Below are 24,999 nucleotides of genomic sequence, written 5' to 3'. Positions count from 1 at the left end.
CGGCCTTGGCGATCCCAACATCATGAGCTGGGGCCTCATGCTGGGCCAGAACCGCAACTACATGCTGGATGCGTGGTGGGCCGTCACCTTTCCGGGCGCGGCGATCTTCCTCGCCGTGCTCGCGATCAGCCTGGTCGGCGACGGCATCAATGATGCGATCAACCCGCGTCTGCGGCGGAGAACCTGACAGTGACGCTGCTCGAAGTGGACAGTCTCAACGTCTCGATGCGCAATGCCGAAGGCCACCTGGTATCAGTGATCGAGAACCTGTCATTCAGCGTCGCACACGGCCAGACCACTGCGCTGGTCGGTGAGTCCGGCTGCGGCAAGAGCATGACGGCGCTGGCCCTGATGCGGCTGCTGCCGGAAGATTTCGTCATCACCTCGGGGCGAATCCTGCTGGAGGGCAGGGACCTGCTGTCGCTGTCCGCGAAGGAGATGCGCAGCCTACGCGGCAGGGCGATGTCGATGATCTTTCAGGAGCCAATGACGGCCCTCAATCCGCTGTTTACGGTTGGCGATCAGATCGCCGAGGTGTTGCGCTGGCATCAGGGACTCGGCGGCAGCGCGGCGCGCGAGCGGGCCATTGCGCTCTTGCGCGTCGTGCAGATCCCTGCTGCCGAGCAGCGGGTCGATGCCTATCCACATCAACTGTCCGGGGGCATGCGCCAGCGCGTGATGATCGCCATGGCGCTTGCCGGCCGGCCGAAGCTCCTGATCGCCGACGAGCCGACCACCGCGCTCGACGTCACGGTGCAGGCGCAGATCTTCGATCTCCTGGCGGAATTGCAACAGGAGACCGGCGCCGCGGTCTTGCTCATCACCCACGATCTCGGAGCGGTGGCGGAACTGGCTGACGAAATCCTCGTGCTCTATGCCGGACGTTGCATCGAGGCCGGTGTCTCGGCTGATATCGTCGAGGCGCCTCGCCATCCCTATACGCGCGGCCTCTTGAACTGCGTACCGCATTTTACGCTCGGCCGGGCGCCGAAGCCGTGGGTCGATCTCGGGGAAATTCCCGGCATGGTGCCACCGCTCGGTGCGCGCGGCGCGGACTGCGCGTTCCTGGCGCGATGTGCGCTGGCCGCCGACATCTGCCGCTCCCGGCCGCAGCCTGCGCTCGATCCGATCGGGCCCGGCCATGCGGTGTCCTGCTGGCGCGAGGCGGGGGGTACGACATGAGCGTGCTGGACACCGCTGCATCGCCGGCCGCGCCGGACCATCTGCTCGACGTCAACGACCTGGTCGTGCACTTTCCTGCTGGGCGTCAAGGTCCGTTCGGCAAGACATCCTTCGTGCATGCTGTCGACGGCGTCAGCTTCCGCGTCCGCCGCGGGACCACCTTTGGCATCGTCGGCGAAAGCGGCTCCGGCAAGTCGACCACCGCGCTGGCGGTGCTGCGGCTGGCGCCGATCACATCAGGGCAGGTGGTGTTTGCGGGCCGGGATATTGCCGATCTCTCGGGATCACCTTTGCGCGAGATGCGCAAGCACCTGCAGATCGTGTTCCAGGATCCGTTCTCCGCGCTCAATCCGCGCCGCCGCGCCGGCGACCAGATCCGTGAGCCACTCGACCTGCTAGGCATCGGCTCGGGCAGCGAACGCGATGACCGCGTGCGCAAGCTGCTCGCGGAAGTCGGGCTGCCGCCGCAGGCCGCCGATCTGTTTCCGCATCAATTCTCCGGCGGCCAGCGCCAGCGGCTGTGCATCGCGCGTGCGCTGGCGCCGGAGCCGGACCTGATCGTCTGTGACGAAGCAGTGTCCGCGCTCGACGTCGCCATCCAGGCCCAGATCCTCAATCTGCTGAAGCGGCTGCAGCGCGAGCGCCGTCTCACCTATATGTTCATTTCGCATGATCTCGGCGTGGTCCAGCAGTTCTGCGACGAGGTCGCGGTGATGTATCTCGGCAAGATCGTCGAGCAGGGTTCGGCGGCCAAACTCTTCACCGCGCCATGTCACCCGTACACCTGGTCGCTCATTGCGGCCGCTGCGCCGCCAGGGCCGGTACGCGACGCACTGAAGCAGCGCCATCTGGTGAAGGGGGATCCGCCGAGCCCGGTCGATCCACCGCCAGGTTGTCGGTTCGTGCAGCGCTGCCCTGCTGCGGTCGACCGTTGTCGCCAGCAGCTTCCATCCCTCGATGCCATCGACCCTTCCCATTACGTCGCCTGTCATCGCGCGAGCGATCTAGCGGAGACGTTCATTCAAATCCGGTCTTGAACTAGTCGTCGCCGGATGTGCTCGGACAGGCTGTCCGGCAAATCCAACGGGCGCTTCGGCGTGTCGGGAGATCAGCCCGCCTTGCGGGCCCGGCGAACGTCTTTCGGACTGAATATCCCACTTGCAGTCAGGCATGGACGTTCGCGGAGACGAACGCACGTGCCGGTCGTGCCTGCACGATCTCGAATGGTTGCAAACCTCGTTATCACGACCAACAGGACAACAACCGAGGCCGCGGCGATGTCGCCACTGTTCCGCATATCTATGGACGAAACCGGAAGTCGAGGCCGGGTGCCGCGCTGTGGGCGGGAAGACTCCGTTGTGCTTTGATCGGTTGATTCTGATGTGAAACTGGTGCGATCTTCCGTGCCAACCTTGCTGATCACGCCTGCTCAGGTGAGCATGCCGCGAAGTGATCAATTCCGATGCGAGGGCAGCCTTCGAGGAGCCTCATTGACCTGTTGAGCCGCCGCCTAAGTTTAACCGTAGGATCCGAGGAAGCAGCCCTCCTGCGCGCAGTATCTCGCATTCGAGGTTGGTCTCTGTCGCAGCGATTGTGACAAACCGGTCGATCTCGACCCTATCGCGCAGTATGCGAACGTTGATTGCTGCACGCGGCTTGAGGGCTTCGACGGGGGCGTCGACTTCCACTCTATCGTCCGGGCTCAACCCCAGTGCTTGCGGCGGCCGGTCGGGCGGCAGGCGGAGCGGCAGGACGCCCATGCCGATCAGGTTGGAGCGGTGGATGCGCTCGAAGCTCAGCGCCAGCACGGCTCGCGCGCCGAGTAGCGCGACGCCCTTCGCTGCCCAGTCCCGGGAAGAGCCCATGCCGTAGCGCTCCCCGGCCACAATGACGACCGGGCGCTGCTGCCTTTCATATTGCTCGGCAGCGAGCCGGAGCGAGAGCCGTTCACCGGAACCTGCGACGATCGTTTGGCCCGGCGGCAGGCCGGAGCCGAGCAGGTTGCGCACGCTCTTGTTGGTGAAGAGCCCACGCAGCATCACCTCCCAGTTGCCGCGGCGGGAGGCGAAGACGTTGAGATCGTGCGGGTCCTCACCGCGCGCGATGAGGTACTCCGCAGCATCGCTCCTAGCCGGGATCGCGCCCGCAGGCGAGATGTGATCCGTCGTGATGTCGTCGCCAAGCACTAATATCGGTGTCGCTGAATAATGTCCGAGGCGAGTGCCGCCGCCAAAGCCTGCAAACGGCGGACGACGGATATAGGTGGAGTTGTCATCCCAAGGGAAGAGCGTCGTGCCGGGCGCATCGAATGCAGCCCAATCAGCGCTGGCTTCCGCAGCGTCAAAAGCGGCGGAATAGTCGTCGGCATCGCGCGCGAGCGCCAGCGCCATTTCGATCTCGTCGTCGGTCGGCCAGATGTCGCCGAGGCGCACCTCGGCCCCGGCGGCATTGCGCGCGATCGGATCACGCAAGATGTCGCGTGCGACGTCGCCGGCGAGTGCGAAGGCGACGACGAGCGGCGGCGAGGCAAGAAACCCAAGTTCGATCTGCGCATGTACGCGGCCAGGGAAGTTGCGATTGCCCGAAAGCACCGCAACCGGCGCCATCTGCTTTTCGGCCATTGCGCCTGCCATGCGGGGCGCCAGCGGCCCGGAATTGCCGATGCAGGTCGTGCAGCCATAGCCGACGACGCCAAAGCCGAGCGCCTCGAGGTCGCCGAGCAGGCCCGCACGTCGCAGATAGCGCTCGGCGGTCGGCGAGCCCGGCGCGAGCGACGTCTTCACCCAGGCTGGCGGTTTGAGCCCGAATTGTCGCGCCTTGCGGGCGACAAGACCCGCCGCGATGAGGAGCCGCGGGTCTGATGTGTTGGTGCAACTCGTGATCGCTGCGATCGCGACCGCGCCATTGGTCGGCGGATTGCGATCCGCATCGGTCGCCGCGGCGCGTCCTACGGACAGCGTTTCTGCGGTCTTGCTGGCGGGGATGCGGTCCTGCGGGCGCCGAGGGCCGGCTAGGCTGACGTCGACCTCGTCGAGATCGATTTCGATCATCTCGCTATAGTGCGGCGCGGCTTCCGGATCGAACCAGAGCTTTTGGCGCCGGGCATAGGCCTCGACCAGCGCGACATGTTCGCGCGAGCGGCCGGTCTGTGCGAGATAATCGAGGGTTCGGTCATCGATCGGGAAGTAACCGGAGTTGGCGCCGAACTCCGGAGTCATGTTCGCGACGACAGCCCGGTCGCCGGCCGAGAGCGCGGAAACGCCAGGCCCGAAAAATTCGACGAAGCGATCAGCGAGATCGATCCGCCGTAAGCATTGGGTTACTGTCAATGCGAGATCTGTCGCGAGCACGCCCTCGCGCAGTCGGCCTGTCAGGCGGACACCGACCACGTCGGGCACCCGCATCGTGACGGGCATGCCGAACATCACGCTTTCGGCTTCAAGCCCGCCGACGCCCCAACCGAGCACGCCGATGCCGTTGATCATGGGAGTGTGGCTGTCCGTGCCGATCAGCGTGTCGGGAATCGCCCACGTCTCGCCATCCAAACGCGACGTCGTCACCACGGTGGCGAGCCGCTCGAGGTTCAGCGTGTGCATGATACCGGTGCCGGGTGGATGGACGCGAACGCCGTCGAGCGCCTGGCTGGCCCACTTCATGAAGCGATAACGCTCGCCGTTGCGCGCGAGCTCATGGGCCATGTTTCGGGCCATTGCGTCGGGCTGCGCAAACACGTCGACACCGAGCGAGTGGTCGGTCGAGACGTCGACCGGGAGAACCGGATTGAGGCGGTTGGGATCGCCGCCGGCCTCCGCCAGCGAAGCGCGCAGGCCTGCAATGTCGACCAGGGCAGGGCCGCAGGTGGTGTCGTGCATGAGAACCCGGGAGGGCTGGAACGCAATTTCACGTTCGCTGCGTCCGTCCCAACCGAGAATGGCCGCAACCGACGCATCGCGGTCCGCACCGCCGATGCGCAATACGTTCTCAAGCAGGATACGGTGGATCACGGGCAGGCGAGGGAGGTCCTCACCCGCCAGGGCCGCGATGTCGGCAATACGATAAGTCTGCGATCCGCAGCGAAGCGTTCCGAACCCAGTCATCTTTGTATCCTGCCTATCCATCAGGCGTGTTGCCCGGCAGCTTGCGCTTGCCGTTCGTCCGCGTTCTCCATTCGGGCAAACCAGGTCATCAGGAACGACACGAACAGCAATCCGCTGAGGAACAGGAGTCCGCCATAGGTACTGCCGGTCCAGTCCTTGATGACGCCGATGGCGTAGGGGCCGGCGAAACCGCCGAGATTGCCGATGGAGTTGATGGCGGCGATCGACACCGCCGCTGTCGAGCGCGTCAGGAACAGACCCGGCAGCGACCAGAACGGCGACTTGAAGGCGTAGATGCCGGCAAGCGACAAAGAGATAAGCCCCATGGCCACAGCGGGCTGTGCCACGAGCCCGGTGAGCGCCAAGGCGACAGCACCCCACAACAGCGGTATCGCCGAATGCCTCTGCCGCTCGCCGGTGCGGTCGGAGTTGCGCGACCACAGCACCATCACGACCGTGGCAAAGGCGTAGGGCAGCATGGCGATGAGCCCGACCTCGAAATTGGTCAGCGACGTCGACAAGTCCTTGATGATCTGGGGCATCCACATTCCGATGCCGAGATTGCCGACCTGGTAGATGAAATAGATCACCGACAGGAACAGCACTCTCGGATTGGTGATCGCGGCGACGACGCCGAGATGCTGAACGTTGCGTCGGCCGGCCTGATCCTTGCGTAGCTCCTCGGTGAGCCAGTCTCGCTCCTGGGGCGTGAGCCATTTGGCCTGCTCGGGGCGATCGGTCATGATAAAGTAGTTCGCGATACCGGCGATGATGGCGGGGCCGCCTTCGAACAGCAGCATCCAGCGCCAGCCGCTGAGGCCAAAGCCCGCGACGTGATCCATGATCCAGGTGCTCAGCGGTGCGCCGATCAGATAGGACACCGGGATGGCCGCGGTGAACAGCGCGACGGTCGTTGCCTGCTCCTTGGCGCGGAACCAGTAGGTTAGATAGATGATGACGCCGGGGAAGAAGCCTGCTTCAGCCACGCCGAGCAGGAAGCGCAGGACATAGAGCTGCATCGCGCTCTGCACGAAGGCGCTCGCAGTGGCGACGATGCCCCAGCTGATCAGGATCCGCGAGATCCAGATCCGCGCGCCGTATTTGTTGAGGGCGATGTTGCTCGGCACTTCGAACAGGAAATAACCGACAAAGAAGATGCCGGCGGCAAAGCCGAAGGCCTCGCTCGACAACGCGAGTTCCTTGTTCATCTGAAGCGCGGCGTAGCCGATATTGGCGCGGTCGAGATATGAGATGACGTAGAGGCCGAAGCAATAAGGCACGATGCGCCAAAGCACCTTGCGCATGGTGGATTGCTCGATGGTCGCTGCGGTGGCGGACATGGACGGCGTTCCCTTGCTGCGTTTCCTCGGGGCTTGTCGGCAACGCCAACCCCCCTGCAGGCGGGCGCCTTACAGGCATGTATGCATTTTATATTATAAAATGCAATATCCTTGGATCAGACCTCGGATCTTGATCAAACCGGCGCCCTCGATGTGCACGCGGAGGAAGTCCGACGCCTCCTGCCGCAGGCCTTTTTCCAGCAATGTCAGGATGTTGATGTGCTCCCGGCACTGAATAGGAAGACGGCTGCGATCCACCGTGATGCGGTATTCCACCAGCCGGCGCAGCCGGTTTACGCGCTTCACTGCATCGAGGAAGAACGGGTTGCGCGCGCAGCCGACCAGCATTTCGTGGAACTCGGCGTTGGCGTCGAAGATCTCCGAGCGCGACGCGCGCTTATAGCCGCCGTCCAGCAGCCATTGCTGCTGCTCGCGCGCCGCGGCAAACGCGGGCCGATCGATCTCGAAACTCGGCAGCAGCAGAGCCTGCGGCTCCAGCGCGACGCGCAGTTGATAGCCCTGTTGATAGCTCTCGCGCGAGGTCAGGAGCGGACCGAACGCCCAGCCATTGCCGGGCAGGCGTTCAATCCAGCCTTCCTCGGCTATTTTGGTGAGGATCTTCAGGAGGCGCGTGCGCGAGAGGCCATAGCGGCGCATCAACTCGTTCTCGCTGATCCTGTCCGGGAGCTTTCCGGACAGCCGGTCCTCGGCAATCGCGAAGTACCATTCGTCCTCGCGTTCTGGCTCGGTATCTAAAGCATCCGGCAGGTCCGGAAGCTCCGCGACGCTCTTAACCAAGAAGAAGCCTCGATTGGGCTCGGAGCGCACGACTTTCATGTCCTCGAGGATCTGCAGCGCTGCGTTGATCGGTGCCCGCGAGACCCGCAGCGCATCCGCCAGCGTCTGGCTCGGCAGATGCTGATCAGGCTGCAAACTATTGGCGCGGATGTAGTCGAGGATCCGCGCGGTCATCTGGGTCGCGAGATTGGGGCGGGGCATGGGCGACTCGGGTTGATCCTCTCTCAAGGAGATGTCGCTTAACGGCGCGGACTGCACAAGCGGGGCGCTGGAAGGGTGGTTCTTGCGTCTTGTACATTATTGTGTTTTAAAAAATAAAAAGCAATTGGGGGGGGAGCCAAGATGCCCGAAAATTCTGCTGTATGTCCCACGCCGGACCGGCCTCGCGGCGCCACTCTGTCGCGGCGCACATTCGCGGGCCTCGCCGCTGCCGGTGCAATGAGCGCTGCATGGCCCGGCACATCCGCGTTATCTCAGGCACAGACGTCCCATTCGGAGGACAATATGCTCGAAGGCTCTCGCTCATTCGTCTATGTCGGTGCGCGTACCACGAAGGAGCGCAATGCCCGTGGCAACGGGCTTAACGTCTATGCGATGGACAATGCGACCGGCGCCTGGACCCACGTCCAGCTCCTTGCCGATCTCGTCAACCCGTCGTTTCTGGCTTTCGACCGTAGCCGACGCTTTCTCTACACAGTGCATGGCGATCTCAGCGACATAACCGCGATGGCGATCGACCCTGTCAGCGGCAAGCTTGCCGTGATCAACCGGCAGAGCACGGAAGGAAAGAACCCCGTCCATCTCGCGGTCGATCCGACCAACCGGTTCGTGGTGGTTGCCAACCACATCACGTCCACGCTTGCGCTGCTGTCGCGTCAGGAGGATGGTTCGCTCGGCGCGGTGATCGATCTCGTCAAGCTGGAGGGCAAGATCGGGCCTCATCGGGTGGAGCAGCCCTTTGCCAAGCCGCACCAGGTCGAATTTGATCCGTCAGGCGCCTTCATCGTCGTGCCGGACAAGGGGCTCGATCTGGTCTTCACCTACAGGATCGATGCCGAGAAGGGAAAGCTGATGCTCGCCGGCAAACCGGTGCAAGCGCGCGAAGGAGCGGGGCCACGCCACGTCGCGTTCCATCCGAGTGGGCGGCTTGCCTACGTGGTCAACGAACTTGACTCGACCGTCACGGCCTATCACTTCGATCTCGCGACCGGCGCGCTTAGTCCTTTCCAGATTGTTTCTGCGGTGCCTGACGCGTATACGGCCAACAGCCGTGCGGCCGAGATTGCCGTGTCGGCCGACGGACGCTTCGTGTATGCCTCGAATCGCGGCGACGACAGCATCGCGATTCTCGCTGTCGATCAGGCGAGCGGCCGGCTGTCACCAGTCGGCTGGACGGCGAGCGGCGGCAAGACACCGAGATTCTTTGCGCTCGCATTGTCGGACAAATTCGTGTTCGCTGCGAACGAGGACACCGATACGATCAACTCGTTCAAGCGCGATGCGGTCACCGGTCGCCTTGTCACGACCGGCGAGGCTATCAATGTCGGGAGTCCGGTTTGTATTCTCTTCAGACAGGGTTGACCAATCTTGAGCGAAGCGCAACCAGCGACGCGGCTATGAAAGTGTGTGTTCTTGGTTCTGAAGAGCCGGCTAGTCGGAAGAATGACCACTGCGAAGCAAGTCGCCATTCTTCCTGCGATCCGGGGGAGAAGACCCTGAAGCCGTTGAGCGATCCTGTTCAGATCGGCACCAATGTGCAGGCCGCGCTTGTGGTCCTCGTCGTCTCGTGAACTCAGTAGCTCGCCGCCGGTTCGCACGGAGGCTGGCGCCAGGGGGCCGTTGCGTACGCGCCGATGTCGGGAGCCCGCACGCAGCCGCGCTTGGAGGCGACCGGCGCGCGGTGAAGCGCTGCATAAGCGTGGGCGGTCCGTCTTGCCTTTGCGTGGCTCTCGCGAGCGATCGTGGGAGATGCGAACATGGCTGCAACGATCAGGCCGGCCGACACGAGCTTCAGTTTAGTCATTGAACGTCTCCTTGACAAAGCGAAGCCAAGAATGCCTCGGCCCGCTCGACAAAGATGTTCGTATATGCGCGGGATGGATAGTATTAATTGAACGAAGGTTTTCGTCTTTGCACGATGTCGCAGATGCGAGCTCCGGGAAATGGCTGTAAACGCCAATGAGCCAATTCATGGACCTGCATCCAGTGGAAAATAGCAAGCGTACCGCAAGGTGTCCATGCAACTAACAAGAGTGAAATGGTGAGCGAAATCGTTGCTATTGGCCATCGGCACTAATGTTGGAAAATTTGCTAACAATTGTAAGAGGCGCACCTCTCTGAATGAGCTCAGCCGGTGATCGCCGGTCTTCTTTTCCCGCTAGTGGCTTGCTTTTATTGAAGCGGTTGATGGTAAGCTGGGAGCGTTCAACGCTTGGGGCTATCCCAATGATGGCTGAACCAGGCCAAAGCCCCATCTTCGCATATGGCGGATGGGAGATTGATCTTGCCAAACGAGAACTGCGCTCAATGGGAGATCCGGTTCCATTGGGCGGGCGGGCATTCGATATCCTCGCGGAATTGGTTCGCGCGGGGGGCGAACTGGTCTCCAAGACCGAGCTGACAGAACGGGTGTGGCAGGGCCTCTCCGTTGAGGAGAGTGCGCTGCGGGTGCATATCGGGGCGATCCGCAAGGCCCTCGGCCCTGATCGGGAACTTTTGGGGACGACTGTCGGCCGTGGCTATCGCCTGCTGGGGACGTGGCGCATCCAGCCTACGGACAGACGACTCCGGTCGGCCGCATCCGACTCGATGCCGACAACCAACATACCCCCGGCGACGTTCGATCTCGTCGGCCGCGGCGCTGCGATTTCCCATCTGTGGGATCTCCTGTCGGCCTATCGGGTGGTGAGCCTCGTCGGGCCAGGCGGGATCGGCAAGACCGCGCTTGCGCTGCAGGCGGCGCGGTCGCCGCCGGCAGGCTTTGCAGCCGATCGATTGCTGATCGAATTCGCCTCACTGTCCAATCCCGAGCTCGTTCCTTCCGCCGTCGCGGGCGTGCTTGGCACCAAACTGGAAGGCGAGGCGATTTCGCCGGAATCCGTTGCGCGAGTCATCGGCGCCCGGCCGCTGCTGCTCGTTTTCGACAACTGCGAGCACGTCGTTGATGCGGTCGCCCGACTGGCCGAGACGATCGTCAGCCGTTGCCCCGAGACCACCGTGATAGCAACGAGCCGCGAGGCGCTGCGTATCGACGGTGAACACGTTTATCGTGTGCCGCCGCTGGGCGTACCGTCCGAACCTCTGATTGCGCCTGAGGCCGCCTTCGAACACACCGCGGTGAAATTGTTCATGATCAGGGCAAAGGCGCTCGGCTCCCACTTTGCGTTCGACCAGGAAAATCTCAGCGCCGTCGTCGCCATTTGCCGGCGACTGGATGGTATTCCGCTCGCGATCGAGTTTGCAGCGGCGCGTTCGGTCATGCTGAGCCCGCCGAAAATCGCAGCACTTCTTGACGATAGATTCAAATTCCTGACGACCGGCCGGCGAACGGCACTGCCCAGGCAGCAAACGCTTCGTGCGACGCTCGATTGGAGTTACGATCTCCTCTCGCAAGGCGAGGCGCAGGTGCTGCGGAAACTCGGCATATTCGCCGGAGAATTTTTGGCCGACGCAGCGATTGCGGTTGCCGGCGAACACATGGGCGAGGTCATCGGCGAGCTGGCCAATCTAGTGGCCAAGTCGCTCGTCGTCGCCGACGTTCGCGGCGACCGCCCTTACTATCACCTGCTCGACACGACGCGTGCTTATGTGTTGGAGAAGCTACACGCGAGCGGCGAGTATCCCAATGCGGCCCGTCGCCAAGCAGAATATTATTGCGGGTTCTTTGCCTGTGCAGAAGCCGACAGAGAACTGCTACCGCAGACCGAATGGCTTGCCATCTATGGCCGGCACATCGACAACGTGCGCAGCAGCCTCGATTGGGCATTCTCGGCTGGCGGAGACGCGCAAATCGGGGCGGCGCTGACCGCGGCTGCGGTCCCGCTATGGGTCCAGCTGTCGCTGCTCGCCGAATGCTGCGAGCGCACTGAGCGCGCGCGGGCAAGACTTGACGACACTGCCGCGAACGCGCCGCGGCTGCGCATGCAATTGTCCGCCGCGCGTGGCTGGTCGCTCATGTACGGCGTTGGCAGGGCTCGGGAGGCTGGTCCCGTATGGGCCATGACCCTGCAGCTCGCCGAGCAGCTCGGAGACAGCGACTACCTGTTGCGTGCGCTCTGGGGGCTGTGCATCGATCAGTTCAACAATGGTGACATCCGCAAGGCGCTGGAATTCGCACGACGCTTCGCAGAGGTCGTGGCAGAGTCCGACAATTCAGTCGACCGTATGATGGCGGACCGGCTTCTCGCCACCACGATGCACTTTCTCGGCGACCAGAGGTCGGCGTATCGTTACATCACGCGGACATTGTCGCGTTTGTCGGATTTTCCGCCAAAATCCCAGGTCATTCGTTTCCGGTTCGATCCACGTGCCGCCGCACACTATTTCTATGCGCGCATCCTGTGGCTGCTCGGGTTCGCCGATCAGGCATTGAGCGTCGTCAAGGAGAATGTCGAGGAAGGCCGTATCATGGGTCACGCTCTGACATTCTGCAGCGTGCTGGGCCAGGGTGCCTGCCCGATCACGCTTTTCGCGGGTGATCTCGATGCGGCGGAACGGCATTGCGCATCGCTGATCGCGCACACGGAACGTCACCCGATCCACCTGTGGAACGTGTGGGCGCATGCGTTCAGCGGGGTTGTGATGATACGGCGCGGCGCTTTCGTTGCCGGATTGTCCACGCTCCGTGATGCGCTGGAGCTGGCCGGCGAGGCCCGGTTCTTGCCGCGCTTCCTGCTTCCTCTGGGCGAACTAGCGGCAGGCCTCGGCGAGGCCGGCGATGTGTCGCAGGGGCTTGATACGATCAACGCGACGCTGGCCCGTTGCGAGGCGAGGGACGAACGTTGGTACGAGGCCGAGCTCCTGCGCATCAAAGGAGAGTTGCTTCTCCATCCTGGTAAGGATCGCTCCGCTCCTGCGGCCGAACAGGCCTTCAGCAGAGCGCTGGAGCTGGCGCGCAGCCAGGGGGCGCTATCTTGGGAGCTGAGGACGGCGATCAGTCTTGCGCGACTGAGGATCAGCCTGGGCCGTCCCGCCGAGGCGCACGGCATTCTCGGGACCGTGTACGAGAAGTTTACCGAAGGCTTCGAGACCTCGGACCTAAGGCTTGCAGAAGCGATGATAACGCAGCTATCGAACGGGTGAGGTTAGCCAGCGGTGTCAGGCGAGGCACATGGGGCGCATCCGTTTGATGCCTGCGCCCATAGACTTCCGGAACATTCGCAATTTGCTCGCCGTACCGGTCGGTTGCCGCCTACGCGTCTGCCGTGCAACCGGCTCAACTGGCCGCGAGTGAACCCGAACGGGGAGGGCTCAAGTGGCCGAGCAATTCGCCCACGGCCTTCAGGCTGCTTGTCTGGAAGCCCTCAGTAAAACGCCCATGGATTGGCGCAAGCAGGTCGTGCGCATCTTTGTGCCGGCCTTGCCGCGACCATAGCCTCGCAAGGCTGATCGCGGTCCGCAGCTCATAACCCAGCGCTCCCTGATTTCGGGCAAGCTCCAGTGACTGCTCGAGGTTCCGTTCCGCCTGCAAGCTGTTCGCGTTGCCCTTGCGCATCAGCACTTCCGCCCTGACGCGCAACATGTCGGGCATATCCATCAGGAAGCTGCAACGCCGGGCCTGGGCAATCGCCTGATCGATGGTGTCCAACGCTTCGTCACCACGCCCTGCAACCGCCAGCGCGGCCGCGAGCGGCGCGCGAAGCCCCGCGACGGCACCGAAACGATGGCCCTGGAGCGTTCCGACGGCGCCTTTCAGCATTCCGAGCCCGGGATCGGTCGCTCCTCGCGCTAAAAGTGCGATTGCCTTCATGGCTTCGCCTACGGCCTGCAGAATGGCCAGGCCATGTCTGCGGGATTCCAGGACGACCCCGTCGATGTGCTCTTCGTAGGCCTCAAGATCCTCATTCCAGTAGAAGATATCAAACGCCCAGACCAGCGCTCTGCAGAGCGTGATCGGATGGTTGACGGCCATGACGTCGGAGATGGCCTGGCGTGCGAGGTCCGTCGCCTGATCGGGATATCCCTGAAGCCAGAGCAGGCGAGCCAGCGTGATGTGAGCACGCCTGGGGTAATCGATCGTCAAGCCGCCGCGGATATTGGCCTCGAGGTCAGGATGGAGCAGCGCGGACTCGATATGCGAACGGGCGGCGGTGACGTCGCCAAGGTAGTGGCAGGAGATGCCGAGCAGCACGCGCGTGCGCGCCAGTGCGGCGGAATCCTCACTGGCGAGAGCAATGGCTTCGCCGCGCCTGGCGGTCGTCAAGGCGTCGTCAAAATGACCGGCGAACAATTGAAGCAGATGCAGCCGGTCAATGAGGCGGATCTGGCCGGCGACATCGCCGACCTTGCCGGCCAGCTGGAATGCCCGGTCAACGCAATGAATGCCAAAATCGTCGATTTGTCCCGTGAGCATCCGGGCGGATCCCAGTGCGGCATGAAGCGCGAGGTCGTGCCTGACGCCTTGATCTGTTCCGTCGAGCGCAGCGATGGCGCGAGTGGCCCAGTGCTGGCATTCAGCCAGGAGCGACAGCTTGAAGAACAGAGGGATCGCGGCAGCCGTGAGGGCCACGCCGGTCCCGCGGTCGCCGGGATCCGAGAAACACCATGTCAGCGCACCGCGTATATTGCCAAACTGATCGGTGATCGCCGACAGATCTTCCGGATCGTCCTCCATGTGTTCGAGCAGCTCGAGAAAGTAGCAGGCGTGGCGTCGGGCCATCATCGCGGCCTCCGCCCTGGCGGCCAGCTTCTCCTGGGCATAGGCACGCGTTGCGTCGAGCAGCCTGTAACGGCTCGATTGAGGGCCTGTGGTCAGCACAAGCATCGACTTGGCGACGAGGCTCGCGAGAGATGCCATGATGTTGTTGTCATCGGTCTCGTCGAAGCCGACGATCGACCGGGCGGCCTCAAGGGAAAACGGGCCAACGAACACGGACAGCCGGCTGAGTGTCACGCGCTCCGGCCCGGATAGAAGATCATGACTCCATTCGATGGTCGCGCGCAGCGTCCGGTGGCGGGGCAGTGCGGTTCGCCGTCCCTCCCATAGCAGGTTGAATTGCTTCTCGAGCAGTTGGACCATCGACTTGACCCCGTATGCGCCCACGTGGCCGGCGATCAATTCGATAGCAAACGGGATTCCGTCGAGCCGGCGACAGAGGTTGCCGACGTCCGATGCATTCGCATTGGTTAGTTCGAATTCGCCGCTTCCTGCAGCTGCGCGTTCCACGAAGAGCTCGACGGCCGAATAAGCGCGCGCGCTCGCCGCCGTCAGAACGAGGTTGTCCGGCGGAACGGCGAGAGGCAGCAGGCGATGGATGTGCTCCCCTTCCACACGCAACGCCTCCCGGCTGGTAGCAAGGATGTGGAGCTCCGGCGCCTCCTTGTAGAGCCTTTCGCCAAGGGCGGCGGCTGTTTCGATGACATGCTCGCAGCAGTCGAGAATCAGCAGCACTCGCCGGTTGCGCAGGAATGCCGCCAGGCTATCCGAAGCATCGCTCGAATGCGCCGGCAGCCCAAGTGCCGATGCGGCAACGCCGGGCACGAGCGCGGCGTCGCCGACCTCGTCGAGACTCAGAAAATAGACCTGACCGGCGAATTCCGCGAGCAGGGCGTGGCCAACAGAAACGGCGACCGTGGTCTTGCCAATGCCGCCGGAGCCGACCACGGTAACAAAGCGATGGGTCCTTAGCTGATCGGATATGTCGTCGATAATTTGCTTGCGTCCGACCGTATGCCGGGGTCGCGGTGGCAGGTTGGAGACGTCGATGGGCGCGACCGGTGCGAGTTGCGTACGCTCCAGGCGCGACACCGAACCGACAAAGCAGTAACCCCGCCCGGAGACCGTGCTCAGATATCTGGTGCCGGCACTGTCTTCGCCAAGTGCTTTGCGAAGGGCCGCGACGTGGACACGCAAGCTGCCCTCGTCCACGTTGGAGTCGGGCCATACCCGGGTGATCAGATCGCTCTTGCTGACGACAGTACCAGCCTGCGCGATCAGCATCAGCAGGATATCGAATGCGCGATCCGGCAATTGGACCGGCGTGCCATATCTCTCGATTCGTCTCTGCGCGGCGTCCAGGCGGAACGGCCCAAAGACGAAGATGGTTTGAGCGGGACGTCCAACAGCGGTTGCCCCGCTATTGCTTGTCCAGCGGGACTCCATTTCAGGGATCTCCACCCGACAACCGACGCGTGACATGGGATGACTTGTGACGCATGCGACAAACAGCGACTACACGGAGCGTAACATCCGACAGCATCGCGGTAAAGAATTGCCTGCGCATGACACATGCGTCGCCTTAGCCGCGCAAGGGACGCGGCTCACATATGTTGTGCCGATTTTCAGAAAAGAGCTGCGAATTGCAGAAAACGACCAGCCGTGGCTATTCAAATTCGCGGCATCAGCTCTCGGCGTCATCGGACGAGGACGCAAATGTACGACGCCAGCGTCCGGGGCTCAGGCCGGCGTATTGCTTGAACGCAGCAGTGAGATGGCTCTGGCTCGAGAAGCCACAAAGCGCGGCGACGTCCGCCAAAGTGAGATTCGATCGTTCGAGCAGCGTCTTCGCCTTGCTCACACGCTGGCCAAGCAGCCATTGGTGCGCCGACACGCCGGTCGTACGACGAAACGCGCGCGCGAAATGAGTAACGGACAGGCCGCACTCCTGCGCCAGCTCGGCGAGCGACACATCCGTGCGCTCGATCATCATTTCCTTCGCGCGATGCTCCTGCCATTGCGCAAGGCCGGCAGCATGCGTGCCGGGAGAACGAGCCGTTCCGTAACGTCCCAGCGCGTGCGCGCACGCCGCATTCAGGAGCTCATCGAGCACCAGTCCGGTCATCGCGTGCGGGTCCCGGAATGCTTCGAGCGCAGCTCGCGCAAGATGCCTCATCACGACATCGTCGCTGCCGACGCCGGGCTTGTGGATCAGGTCCGAAACTGCGCCGCCGTCGTGCTGCTCGGCGAATGCATTGAGGGCGCCAAGGGGCAGATAGAAATGAACCACGTGTGAAGGGCCGCGCACGAGCGCCCTCGGATCCTGCCTCAGATCGAAAATGTAGGTGTTGCCGGCGTTCCAGGTCCCGACGGGAAGAGCGCGTCCGTTGTACCAGCATTCGTGATCTACGATGTTTTTGAGAAACACCGATACGAGGAACGCGTCATCATATCCCAGCGATGTGCTCTGCTCGATCGGCGTGTCGAACTTCAGCTCGGTGACCGCAAGATGCCCGCGCCGCAGCGTTCGATGGACATGTGTCGGCGGCTCGGGCATTCCGAAGCAGCCGGCGAAGTCCGCGCCATACGCACGAGTTCCACGCGATCTTGCTGTTCCAGCTGCGTCGCTCATTCAAGCCCCACGCCAGATGTTTGAGACGGCACCAATCTATCTGATCATGGCCGGTTTGAGAATATCCGCCAGTCCGATCCGACGGAGCAGTTCCGCGCGGGCGCGGTCGGCCGCGGCATCGACGGCAGCAGCCCCGTCATGGTCCGGACCGCAATACACCCGCAGCGGTCGCTGTCCGAACGGCATGTTCACGACGTCAGCGATTGCGGTTGCGACCTCGTTCGGGGCCGGATCCCGCGGGGACAGCTCGGCGAGCGCCGAAAGCGCGGTTTCGCTCATATCGGCGGTTGGACCATCCGCGTAGTCTTCCGCCCGAATGGTGTCGAACGGCCTGCCGGAGCCTACATAATGGCCAGGCCCGAGCGCGCTCGGAACAACAATCGTGGTCTCGATGCCCCAGCGCGCGAGCTCGCCGGCATAGCTCAAGGCCAGCGCGTCCAGCGCGGCTTTCGACGCCGCATAGGCCCCCAGGAAAGGAACCGAGCCACCTCGCGCGCAGCTGGAGGTGACCCAGACCAGCAGACCCTGGCCCTGCTTGCGCAGTTGCGGCAACGCCGCGCGATTGAGGCGCTGCGTGCCCAGCACGTTCCTATTGTAGAGTTCGGCGAGCTGCTCCGGCGTAAAGGCCTCTGCCGGGCCATAGACGACCTGCCCAGCATTGTGCACGATGACGTCGAGCCTGTTATTATCGGCGATAATGGTTTCAACGGCCGAATTCACCGAGGCATCCGAGGACGTATCAAGCTCGATCGTGCGCAGATCGGCGCCATGTCCGTCGGAATCTGTCTTGATATCCTCAGCCTTCTGCCCGCTGCTTCTCGCTTCTCGCGCCGAAACGTAGACCGTGTGTCCCGCCTGAGCCAGTACTTTGCATGTCTTTGTTCCGAAGCCGTTCGAGGCCCCAGTGACAATGATCACCTTGCCCATTCGCGCCCCAATCGCATTTCCATTTCTCCGCGCCAATCGCGGCTCAAACGCGGTAAAACTCCGCAGTCCGGCAATCCGCTTCACCGTTTTGCGCGAAGAGTCTGAGCAATACGCGGCCGGCACCGGACTGGTCTTTCGATCACGGCGAGCGATTTCGAAAAAGCACGAAATGTTTCGAAAACGCCGGGCTTCCATCACAGGACAGCATCCGGGAGACCGCGGACGGCAATTTGTAGAACCTTCTCGCGGGAGGGGCCGCATCGTGCAGATGGGCAATATCGACCGTTGATGCGAAAGATTGGGCAGGGACAGGTTTCGTAGGCTTCTCTCCATTCGCGATCGGAACAGAGCCGGTCGTGCGAACAAGGGTTAAGCCATGGCGGACATGTTGAATATGAGGGCATCGCTCGGTAGGGCGATCCACGCGATCGCTGGAAAATGGGGTTGGTTCGTTGCGCTGGGCGTCGGCGAGTTGATCCTGGGCGGCATTGCGTCCGCCAACCTGATGGCGGCTAGTCTTGCTTCGGTGCTGGTGATCGGAGCCAGCATGGCGGTTGCCGGGATTTTCCAGATCATGCATGCCGTTTCAGTGCGCAGCCTGCGCGGCTTTCTGTTCTGGCTGTTCGCTGGTATCGTCTATGCGGCTGCCGGTGCGATCATAGTCTATGATCCGATCCTGGCCTCGTACACCTTGTCGCTCGTTGTCTGCGCCTTCCTTGTTACCGCCGGCGTGATCCGGATCTCGGTGGGTTTCCATATGAGACCGGCCGCGGGCTGGGGCTGGATCGTGGCTGCTGGCGTTCTGACGCTCTCCGTCGGCATCACGCTGCTTGCGGCATGGCCGGCCATCGGCCTGTCGTTGCTTGGCGCGATGCTGGTCGTCGATCTGATCTTCCAGGGATGGGGACTGATTGCGTTCGGGCTGGCGCTCAGGACGCGTGCCTCGCGGCATTCCGGCCAGCCGGCGTCGGTGTAAGCCACGATGACGGGCTCGACATTCGCGCGCTACCAGGAGATTGCGTGGCGCCGCGGTCACGCCACGCCGACGTCGCGGCTGATCGCCGAGGAGATCGCCATTGCGCTCAGCTACAACGGATCGACCCATGCCGTGATGATGGCGACTCCGGCCGACCTTGAGGACTTCGGGATCGGCTTTACGCTCACTGAAGGCATCGTGGCGCGGGCAGGTGAGATCGGGAGCATCGAGGTCATCCCAGGCGAGTCGGCATCGAGGTGCGAATGTGGCTCGACGGCGACCGCGCAGGGGCGCTGGCTGCGCGGCGGCGGGCCATGAGCGGTCCGGTCGGGTGCGGGCTGTGCGGCATCGAGAGCCTCGAACAGGCGCGCCTGCCGCCCCCGCGGGTGGCGCACGGGGAAACCGCTTTTCATGCGCGAGAGCTGCTGACGGCCATACATGCGCTCGCTCCGCTTCAGAGGCTGAATCAGCAGACGCATTCGGTGCACGCTGCGGCTTTCTGGGATCCTACGACCGGCATCGACCTGATCAGGGAAGATGTCGGACGGCACAATGCGCTCGACAAGCTCGTGGGTGCGATCGTTCGCGACGGCAGATCGGCTCGCGACGGGGCTGTACTCCTGACGAGCCGTGTTTCGGTTGAGATGGTGCAGAAAGCGGCGATGATCGGCGTGCCGGTGATGATCGCCGTTTCCGCGCCGACGGCGCTTGCCATCCGAACCGCGGATGCCGCGGGAATGACCCTGCTGGCGGTTGCCCGCGATGACGGATATGGCGTCTTCACCCATCCGCATCGGATTCTCCTGCCCGACAATGTCGCGCCGCGCGTGGATCGCTGACGGTGTGAGCGCGTGCAAATGGTCATGCAAGCCCTGAGGCCAGAGCCGCGGGTCGAGCGCAGCGATCCGGCTCCTGAGCAGTCGCTTCTCGTCGCATCCCTCCTGAGCCTGTCGGGCGGCTCTCTTGACGCCTTTGCCTGGCTCGCGTTGGGCGGCGTCTTTGCAAGCTCCCAGACCGGCAATGTCGTCTTCCTCGGCATCTATGCCGTGTCGGGGCAATGGCAACAGGCTGCTCGCCACGTCCTTCCGATTCTCGCCTTTCTCGCAGGCGCAGCGGTGGCTGTTCGGATCCGGGCGCCGCCGCTCTGTCTTGCAGGAGAGGCGATTTGCCTGGCGGTCGTGATGCTGTTACTGCATCGCGTCCCCGAGCCGGTTGCGATCATCGGATTATCATTCGCCGGCGCCCTCCAATCGGCCAGCTTCAGGCAGGTCGAGCGGCGGAAATATCTCTCGGTCACCATGACCGGCAACATGCTGAGCGCCGTCGAGCAGTTCGTGGCAACATCGGATCGCGACGCCGTGCATGGCGGCAAAGTCATGCTCACGCTCTGCATGATGTTTCTGTTGGGCGCCGCGGCCGGCGGCTGGGTGACGACGCGGCTGCATGCCGGCAGTCTTGCCCTTCCGATCGCATCATCGATATGCGCGCTCTGGCTCTGCTGCCGGCCATCTCACCATCGCCGTCCAAGCTGAGCTCCTCCGCGAAAGCATGCGTATCCGCAACGGCGCGGGCGTTTGCGGAAGCCTCAACGGTCCGACGCCGTTAGCGTCGATCAGAGCTCTGTAAAATTCGAGGCGAGGTAAGAGTCTCATGGACGCCACGGCTCTGCTTCTTTCGCGGCTGCAATTCGCTTTCACCATCTCCTTTCACATCATCTTTCCGGCGTTCACCATCGGCCTTGCCGCCTGGCTCACCTTGCTCGAGGCGTTGCATCTGAGCACGGGCCGGCAGGTGTATCAGGTGCTGTTCGAATTCTGGCTCAAGATATTCGGAATCGCGTTCGGCCTCGGCGTCGTCTCGGGCGTCGTGATGGGCTTTCAGTTCGGAACGAACTGGAGCGAATTGTCGAAGATGTCGGGCCCGATCCAGGGGCCGCTCCTGTCCTATGAGACGTTCACGGCCTTCATGCTGGAGGCGAGCTTCTTCGGCATCCTGGTTTTCGGCAGGCCCCGGGTGCATCCCTGTTTCTATCTTTTCTCCGCGGCGATGGTCGCGCTGGGCACCACGCTCTCCGCCTTCTGGATCATGATCAACAACAGCTGGATGCAGGTTCCCGCCGGCTATGTGCAGCAAAATGGCATGTTCGTTCCGGACGACTGGCTGAAGATCATCTTCAACCCGGTGGCAATGGTCCGCTTCGTCCACATGCTGCTTGCGGCGTATCTGTCCGGCGCGTTCTGCGTGGCCGCGACCGGGGCGTGGTACATGCTGCGCAAGACCTACCAGGCCGAAGCACAGATCATGCTTCGCATGGGACTGTTCCTCGCAGCCGTCCTGGTCCCGGCACAACTCGTGTTCGGACATCTGGTCGGGGACTACGTGCATCAGCATCAGCCCGCCAAGTTTGCGGCGATCGAGGCGCGCTGGCACGACGAGCAGCCTGCTGGTGAGGTGATCGTCGCAATTCCCGACGCGACAACCGAGTCGAACCGCTACGAGATCAAGATCCCGGTGCTCGGCAGCATCATCGCGAGCATGACCACCACCTCCAGGGAGGTCGGGTTGACGTCCTTCCCGGCTGAGGACCGGCCGCCGGTCCTCATTCCGTTCCTGACCTTCCGCCTCATGGTCGGCTGCGGCTTGATCATGCTGGTGCTGGCGTGGCTCGGGTCCTGGCGGATCATGCATCATCAAATCGAACGCAGCCGCTGGCTCCTAGGGTCAACCTTCCTGAGCTTCCCGCTGCCCTTCGTCGCGACGCTGGCGGGCTGGTACACGGCCGAGGTCGGTCGGCAGCCCTGGGTCGTCTACGGCATGCTGCGCACGGCAAGAGCCATGACGCCATTCCTGACCGCGGATGCGGCGCTGACCACGCTCGTGCTATTCGGCGCTGTCTACGCCTTCATCTTCTCATTCGGCATCGCTTTCATCTACAGGCTTTTGCGAGCAGGTCCCGGCGGCACCCTGGCCGAAGTCGCATCCGGGGCCATGCCCAACCGGCCGATGTCGGTCGCCGATCCCGAGCCCCTCTCGCCCCACGGCTACCCGCAAGCAGGAGAATAAGACATGGTCACGTTCTGGGTCGCCTTGCTGGCGATCAGCATCCTCGTCTATCTCCTGCTCGACGGCTTCGATCTGGGCGTCGGGATCCTGTTCCTGCTGCCGAACAGTGAGCCGCGGCGGCGCGCCATGCTGGGTGCAATCGCGCCGTTCTGGGACGGCAACGAGACCTGGCTCGTGGTGACCGGCGTGATCCTGTGGGGCGCGTTTCCGGTCGTTTATGCAACGGTACTCTCCGCGTTCTACCTCCCGGTGATCTTTATGCTGCTGGGATTGATCCTGCGCGGGGTTGCATTTGAATTCCGCAACAAATCGCAGCGATCGCGCTGGATTTGGGACTTGAGTTTCGGCGGCGGTTCTCTGGTCGCAAGCTTCATGCAGGGAGCGATGGTCGGGGCTCTCGTGCAGGGACTGCCCATTGCAAACGGCCAATATACGGGAGGCACGTTCGGCTGGTTCAGCACGTTTTCCGTGCTGTGCGGTGTCGGCCTTTGCCTGGGCTATGCGCTGCTTGGAGCTTGCTGGCTCGTTAGAAAGCGCGGTGGGATCGTTCGCGATGTCGCCCGTGCGCAGGTGCCCGTGCTTGCGACCGGAGTGCTGGCGTTTCTGATCCTCGTTTTCAGTCACGCGTTGCTGCAGCATCTTCCAATTCTACATCGATGGATCGAGCGGCCCTATCTGTTCGTCTTTCCGGCGATCGGCGTCGGGGCAGCGTGCGTGCTCGCATCCAGCATCCTGCGTCACGACGACTATTGGCCATTCCACATGGTCTCCCTGATCTTCGTGATGGCGTTTGGAACGCTGGCGGTTTCGTTCTGGCCCTCTATGGTGCCGTTTGCCATCACGATCGACGAGGCGGCTGCGCCGCATGCGAGTCTGGCCTTCATGTTCTGGGGAGAGGGCCTCTTCATCTTCCCGCTGATGCTCGTCTATGTCGTTACCGGCTTCCATGTCTTCAGGGGCAAGTTCGACTCCGCTCCAGGCCACTACTGAGAGCGGAGTTCCACAAAGGCGGCGGCGACGTTTGATCCCACCTGCCTGATGTGCGTGACAGACTGCGGCAATCGAACGAGCGAAATCGTGCTTGCACGATTTGTGATCGTTTCGCAGAGGCACGCGCCCTTATCAAAAACTTATTGAGGTTCTTTCGCCGGCAGACTTTTCGCTGCCGTAACTGGCGGCACCGGCAGAATGATTTCGGATGCTATCTTCCACTCGTTTGAGACCTTGATCCAAGTGAACATCATCAGAAAAGGCTCTGGCTTGCCATCTTGTCCGGCATACGACACCGTTATGGTGACGGGCGCGTACGATTCCGCAACATCAGGAGTCAAACCGACGACCTTCAGCTTGGAGCGGTTAGGTGTGAGCACGACCGGCCCTGACGCGGCGATATCATGCAGCTTCTGGTCGATGGCATTGTTGCCCCAAAAGCCAGCCCAATTGCCCTCGGATGGATCGGCGCTCTTGGCGACCAGTAGCGTTGACGGAGACTGCCAGAACATCTCGTGCAGCGCTTTGATGTCGTGCCGGTTGGCGAGCTCCATGACCTCGTCGAAATGCGATTTGATGCTGTTCAGTGTCTGCATGTCGAGCGGCTCTTTGTAAGGTCCCGGCGCGGCGACAGCTGAAGACGCCGAGAGAACGGCAAGCTTAAAGGCGAGAACGAAAAAGCCCTTTTGCATATTCAATCTCCTTCGCATGTCATGTTGATCGGCGCCTAATCCGGCGCCGCTTCCTGATTCAAGACTTTGGCATGGTGCCCGGACTATTGTCCGGCCACTGGGCGATCAGCTTCTCATCGATGTTGAGATGCTGGGCGACCAGTTTCGGCGGTGTGTGGGCGAGCCAGTTCGAAAGTGAGATTTCCTCGTAGCGTGGTGCGCGAAAGACGCCGATGAATTGCAGCTCGGTGTCGCCGACATTCTCGACGTAATGTCCAAGATTGCGCGGGACATAGCCGATGTCGCCGGCGGAAAAATCGGTTGTGCGCGCATTGGGGCCGGTATCGAACACCGTCATTCGCGCCTTGCCTTTGATGTAGTACTGCCACTCGTCCGCGTTCGGATGCCAGTGCATCTCCCTGATCGCGCCCGGAGGCATCGACACCAGCGCCGATGCGACGGTCGTCGCGACCTTGAAATTGGTGCTGTCGGCGATCCGAATGCTGCCGCTGGAATTTTGCTTCAGGGGAGCCGAGCTGCCGAGCGGATAGACGAACGGGTAGGGCGGCGCCTCGGCATGCCTGGCGATGGCGGCACGAGCTGCGGTGAGGTCACCCGGCACCGTGCCCTGGAAGATCCAGAGATTGTGCAACGGAATATTCGCGAAGGCTTCGACCGGGACCCCGAAATTCCTGGCCAGCACCTCGGGAGGCGTATGGGCGAACCAGTCCGTCACCAGCAGCGTATTGAATTCGTTGGCGTGGCCGTCGTCGAAGCAGATCACGAATTCGCAGCCGTCGGGCCCGAGCCCTTGCAGGGAATGCGGCGCGCCCGACGGAAAGTACCAGAGGTCGCCGGACTTGACGTCCGCGACATAGGGACGGCCCTGCGCATCGAGCACCGCGATGCGGCAATTGCCGTAGGTCATGATTGCCCATTCGGCCGCCTGATGCCAATGCAGTTCGCGGATGCCGCCGGCCGACAGCCGCATATTCACACCCGAGATTTCCTTCGAGATCGCGAAATCGTCGACCGTGACCTGGCGGGCCCAGCCGCCGTTCTGGATGCGCCTCGGGGCGTTGTTGAACGACGCCCAGTCCATCTGCAGACCGCCGACGTCAGTCGCCGGCGGCGTTTGCGCGGACGGAAACTGCCTGCCGAGAGCTGGATCTTGCGGGCCGGGATCGGTCAGGCTCCCAACGCTCTTGGCGTTCACGGCGCCTTGCGGCGGCTCGTCAGGATTGCCGAAGGTTGCTGCTTGTGCGCTGGAGCCGACGATGGCGGCGCCCGCCGCCGATACAGCCAGCAAATCGCGTCGTGAAAACATGTTGGTCGCTCCTATGAAGCCGTCGGGAGCCTCTCAGTCACCAGAAGGCCCGGGGGCTCCAAGCTAATTTCGGCTTGCCCACTCAGCTTCCGCGAACGGCGACACTTTTTCTCGAACGCACT

18 protein-coding genes and 2 pseudogenes are annotated in these 24,999 nt (G+C 62.7%); 11 read left to right on the top strand and 9 right to left on the bottom strand.

All coding sequences use genetic code 11. The features are described 5' to 3' along the window. From BRAS3843_RS31975 to BRAS3843_RS31965, 3 genes and pseudogenes are all read left to right on the top strand, one after another. Positions 1–187, top strand: a pseudogene (locus BRAS3843_RS31975) (ABC transporter permease); the annotation flags it as partial. A 38-nt stretch (positions 188–225) separates the two neighbouring features. Then, entirely contained in the window at positions 226–1,182 is a 957-nt protein-coding gene (locus BRAS3843_RS31970) for an ABC transporter ATP-binding protein (protein ID WP_050886568.1), read from the top strand. Beyond that, a complete protein-coding gene (locus BRAS3843_RS31965; RefSeq protein ID WP_008973350.1) occupies positions 1,179–2,219 on the top strand; it encodes an ABC transporter ATP-binding protein in 1,041 nt (346 codons plus the stop codon). The genes BRAS3843_RS31970 and BRAS3843_RS31965 overlap by 4 nt, the downstream gene beginning before the upstream one ends. A 450-nt stretch (positions 2,220–2,669) precedes the next feature. Here BRAS3843_RS31965 and acnA read toward each other — a convergent pair whose 3' ends face one another. From acnA to BRAS3843_RS31950, 3 genes are all read right to left on the bottom strand, one after another. After that, positions 2,670–5,279: an aconitate hydratase AcnA gene (acnA, locus tag BRAS3843_RS31960; protein ID WP_008973349.1), complete on the bottom strand. Its 2,610-nt coding sequence runs from the start codon at positions 5,277–5,279 to the stop codon at positions 2,670–2,672. 20 nt (positions 5,280–5,299) lie between these two features. After that, the gene (locus BRAS3843_RS31955) at positions 5,300–6,619 is read right to left on the bottom strand and encodes an MFS transporter (RefSeq protein ID WP_008973348.1); all 1,320 of its coding nucleotides are present in this window, start codon (positions 6,617–6,619) and stop codon (positions 5,300–5,302) included. A gap of 93 nt (positions 6,620–6,712) precedes the next feature. Next, complete coding sequence (locus BRAS3843_RS31950; protein WP_008973347.1) at positions 6,713–7,618, bottom strand: GntR family transcriptional regulator; 906 nt, start codon at positions 7,616–7,618, stop codon at positions 6,713–6,715. A 303-nt stretch (positions 7,619–7,921) separates the two neighbouring features. On the opposite strand from BRAS3843_RS31950, the gene BRAS3843_RS31945 reads away from it, so the two are divergent. After that, entirely contained in the window at positions 7,922–8,998 is a 1,077-nt protein-coding gene (locus tag BRAS3843_RS31945) for a lactonase family protein (protein WP_008973345.1), read from the top strand. 211 nt (positions 8,999–9,209) lie between these two features. Here BRAS3843_RS31945 and BRAS3843_RS39985 read toward each other — a convergent pair whose 3' ends face one another. After that, entirely contained in the window at positions 9,210–9,440 is a 231-nt protein-coding gene (locus BRAS3843_RS39985; protein WP_008973344.1) for a hypothetical protein, read from the bottom strand. 422 nt (positions 9,441–9,862) lie between these two features. On the opposite strand from BRAS3843_RS39985, the gene BRAS3843_RS31940 reads away from it, so the two are divergent. Then, complete coding sequence (locus BRAS3843_RS31940) at positions 9,863–12,718, top strand: winged helix-turn-helix domain-containing protein (protein ID WP_244425526.1); 2,856 nt, start codon at positions 9,863–9,865, stop codon at positions 12,716–12,718. A 133-nt stretch (positions 12,719–12,851) separates the two neighbouring features. Here the strand turns inward: BRAS3843_RS31940 and BRAS3843_RS31935 are convergent, their stop codons facing one another. The 3 genes from BRAS3843_RS31935 to BRAS3843_RS31925 form a co-directional block, all read right to left on the bottom strand. Further along, positions 12,852–15,737, bottom strand: a complete 2,886-nt coding sequence (locus tag BRAS3843_RS31935; protein WP_008973342.1) for a winged helix-turn-helix domain-containing protein — start codon at positions 15,735–15,737, stop codon at positions 12,852–12,854. 238 nt (positions 15,738–15,975) lie between these two features. After that, entirely contained in the window at positions 15,976–16,848 is an 873-nt protein-coding gene (locus BRAS3843_RS31930) for an AraC family transcriptional regulator (protein WP_008973341.1), read from the bottom strand. Positions 16,849–16,959: 111 nt separating this feature from the next. Beyond that, complete coding sequence (locus BRAS3843_RS31925) at positions 16,960–17,850, bottom strand: SDR family oxidoreductase (protein ID WP_008973340.1); 891 nt, start codon at positions 17,848–17,850, stop codon at positions 16,960–16,962. Between BRAS3843_RS31925 and BRAS3843_RS41035 the strand changes: the two genes are divergently transcribed. The 6 genes and pseudogenes from BRAS3843_RS41035 to cydB all read left to right on the top strand — a co-directional run bounded on the left by BRAS3843_RS41035 (position 17,828) and on the right by cydB (position 22,879). Beyond that, positions 17,828–18,139 carry a hypothetical protein gene (locus BRAS3843_RS41035; protein WP_139025037.1) on the top strand — a complete coding sequence of 104 codons (312 nt, stop codon included), beginning with the start codon at positions 17,828–17,830 and terminating at the stop codon, positions 18,137–18,139. The genes BRAS3843_RS31925 and BRAS3843_RS41035 overlap by 23 nt on opposite strands. A gap of 87 nt (positions 18,140–18,226) precedes the next feature. Further along, positions 18,227–18,826, top strand: a complete 600-nt coding sequence (locus BRAS3843_RS31920) for an HdeD family acid-resistance protein (RefSeq protein WP_008973339.1) — start codon at positions 18,227–18,229, stop codon at positions 18,824–18,826. A gap of 6 nt (positions 18,827–18,832) precedes the next feature. Continuing rightward, positions 18,833–19,665 (top strand): annotated as a pseudogene (gene fdhD / locus BRAS3843_RS31915) (formate dehydrogenase accessory sulfurtransferase FdhD). Positions 19,666–19,683: 18 nt separating this feature from the next. Beyond that, entirely contained in the window at positions 19,684–20,358 is a 675-nt protein-coding gene (locus BRAS3843_RS31910; RefSeq protein WP_008973336.1) for a YoaK family protein, read from the top strand. 118 nt (positions 20,359–20,476) lie between these two features. Further along, positions 20,477–21,889, top strand: coding sequence for a cytochrome ubiquinol oxidase subunit I (locus BRAS3843_RS31905; RefSeq protein WP_008973335.1), 1,413 nt, complete (start codon positions 20,477–20,479; stop codon positions 21,887–21,889). Between the two features lie 3 nt (positions 21,890–21,892). Then, entirely contained in the window at positions 21,893–22,879 is a 987-nt protein-coding gene (cydB, locus tag BRAS3843_RS31900; protein ID WP_008973334.1) for a cytochrome d ubiquinol oxidase subunit II, read from the top strand. 140 nt (positions 22,880–23,019) lie between these two features. Here the strand turns inward: cydB and BRAS3843_RS31895 are convergent, their stop codons facing one another. Further along, positions 23,020–23,571, bottom strand: a complete 552-nt coding sequence (locus BRAS3843_RS31895) for a hypothetical protein (RefSeq protein WP_008973333.1) — start codon at positions 23,569–23,571, stop codon at positions 23,020–23,022. Between the two features lie 58 nt (positions 23,572–23,629). Then, complete coding sequence (locus BRAS3843_RS31890; RefSeq protein WP_008973332.1) at positions 23,630–24,877, bottom strand: oxalate decarboxylase family bicupin; 1,248 nt, start codon at positions 24,875–24,877, stop codon at positions 23,630–23,632. Between the last annotated feature and the right edge of the window lie 122 nt (positions 24,878–24,999).

The organism is Bradyrhizobium sp. STM 3843 (assembly GCF_000239815.1).
Lineage (GTDB): Bacteria > Pseudomonadota > Alphaproteobacteria > Rhizobiales > Xanthobacteraceae > Bradyrhizobium.
This window is presented reverse-complemented; position numbering and strand designations above follow the sequence as displayed.

Excerpts from the sequence above, each read along its gene's own strand:
- cydB (WP_008973334.1), top strand. The coding sequence starts at position 21,893 with ATGGTCACGTTCTGGGTCGCCTTGCTGGCGATCAGCATCCTCGTCTAT.
- BRAS3843_RS31910 (WP_008973336.1), top strand. The coding sequence starts at position 19,684 with ATGGTCATGCAAGCCCTGAGGCCAGAGCCGCGGGTCGAGCGCAGCGAT.
- BRAS3843_RS31950 (WP_008973347.1), bottom strand. The coding sequence starts at position 7,618 with ATGCCCCGCCCCAATCTCGCGACCCAGATGACCGCGCGGATCCTCGAC.
- BRAS3843_RS31955 (WP_008973348.1), bottom strand. The coding sequence starts at position 6,619 with ATGTCCGCCACCGCAGCGACCATCGAGCAATCCACCATGCGCAAGGTG.
- BRAS3843_RS31890 (WP_008973332.1), bottom strand. The coding sequence starts at position 24,877 with ATGTTTTCACGACGCGATTTGCTGGCTGTATCGGCGGCGGGCGCCGCC.
- BRAS3843_RS31925 (WP_008973340.1), bottom strand. The coding sequence starts at position 17,850 with ATGGGCAAGGTGATCATTGTCACTGGGGCCTCGAACGGCTTCGGAACA.
- BRAS3843_RS31920 (WP_008973339.1), top strand. The coding sequence starts at position 18,227 with ATGGCGGACATGTTGAATATGAGGGCATCGCTCGGTAGGGCGATCCAC.
- BRAS3843_RS31970 (WP_050886568.1), top strand. The coding sequence starts at position 226 with ATGCGCAATGCCGAAGGCCACCTGGTATCAGTGATCGAGAACCTGTCA.
- BRAS3843_RS31895 (WP_008973333.1), bottom strand. The coding sequence starts at position 23,571 with ATGCAAAAGGGCTTTTTCGTTCTCGCCTTTAAGCTTGCCGTTCTCTCG.
- BRAS3843_RS39985 (WP_008973344.1), bottom strand. The coding sequence starts at position 9,440 with ATGACTAAACTGAAGCTCGTGTCGGCCGGCCTGATCGTTGCAGCCATG.
- BRAS3843_RS31905 (WP_008973335.1), top strand. The coding sequence starts at position 20,477 with ATGGACGCCACGGCTCTGCTTCTTTCGCGGCTGCAATTCGCTTTCACC.
- BRAS3843_RS31930 (WP_008973341.1), bottom strand. The coding sequence starts at position 16,848 with ATGCCCGAGCCGCCGACACATGTCCATCGAACGCTGCGGCGCGGGCAT.
- BRAS3843_RS31935 (WP_008973342.1), bottom strand. The coding sequence starts at position 15,737 with ATGGAGTCCCGCTGGACAAGCAATAGCGGGGCAACCGCTGTTGGACGT.
- BRAS3843_RS31965 (WP_008973350.1), top strand. The coding sequence starts at position 1,179 with ATGAGCGTGCTGGACACCGCTGCATCGCCGGCCGCGCCGGACCATCTG.
- BRAS3843_RS31940 (WP_244425526.1), top strand. The coding sequence starts at position 9,863 with ATGATGGCTGAACCAGGCCAAAGCCCCATCTTCGCATATGGCGGATGG.
- acnA (WP_008973349.1), bottom strand. The coding sequence starts at position 5,279 with ATGACTGGGTTCGGAACGCTTCGCTGCGGATCGCAGACTTATCGTATT.
- BRAS3843_RS31945 (WP_008973345.1), top strand. The coding sequence starts at position 7,922 with ATGCTCGAAGGCTCTCGCTCATTCGTCTATGTCGGTGCGCGTACCACG.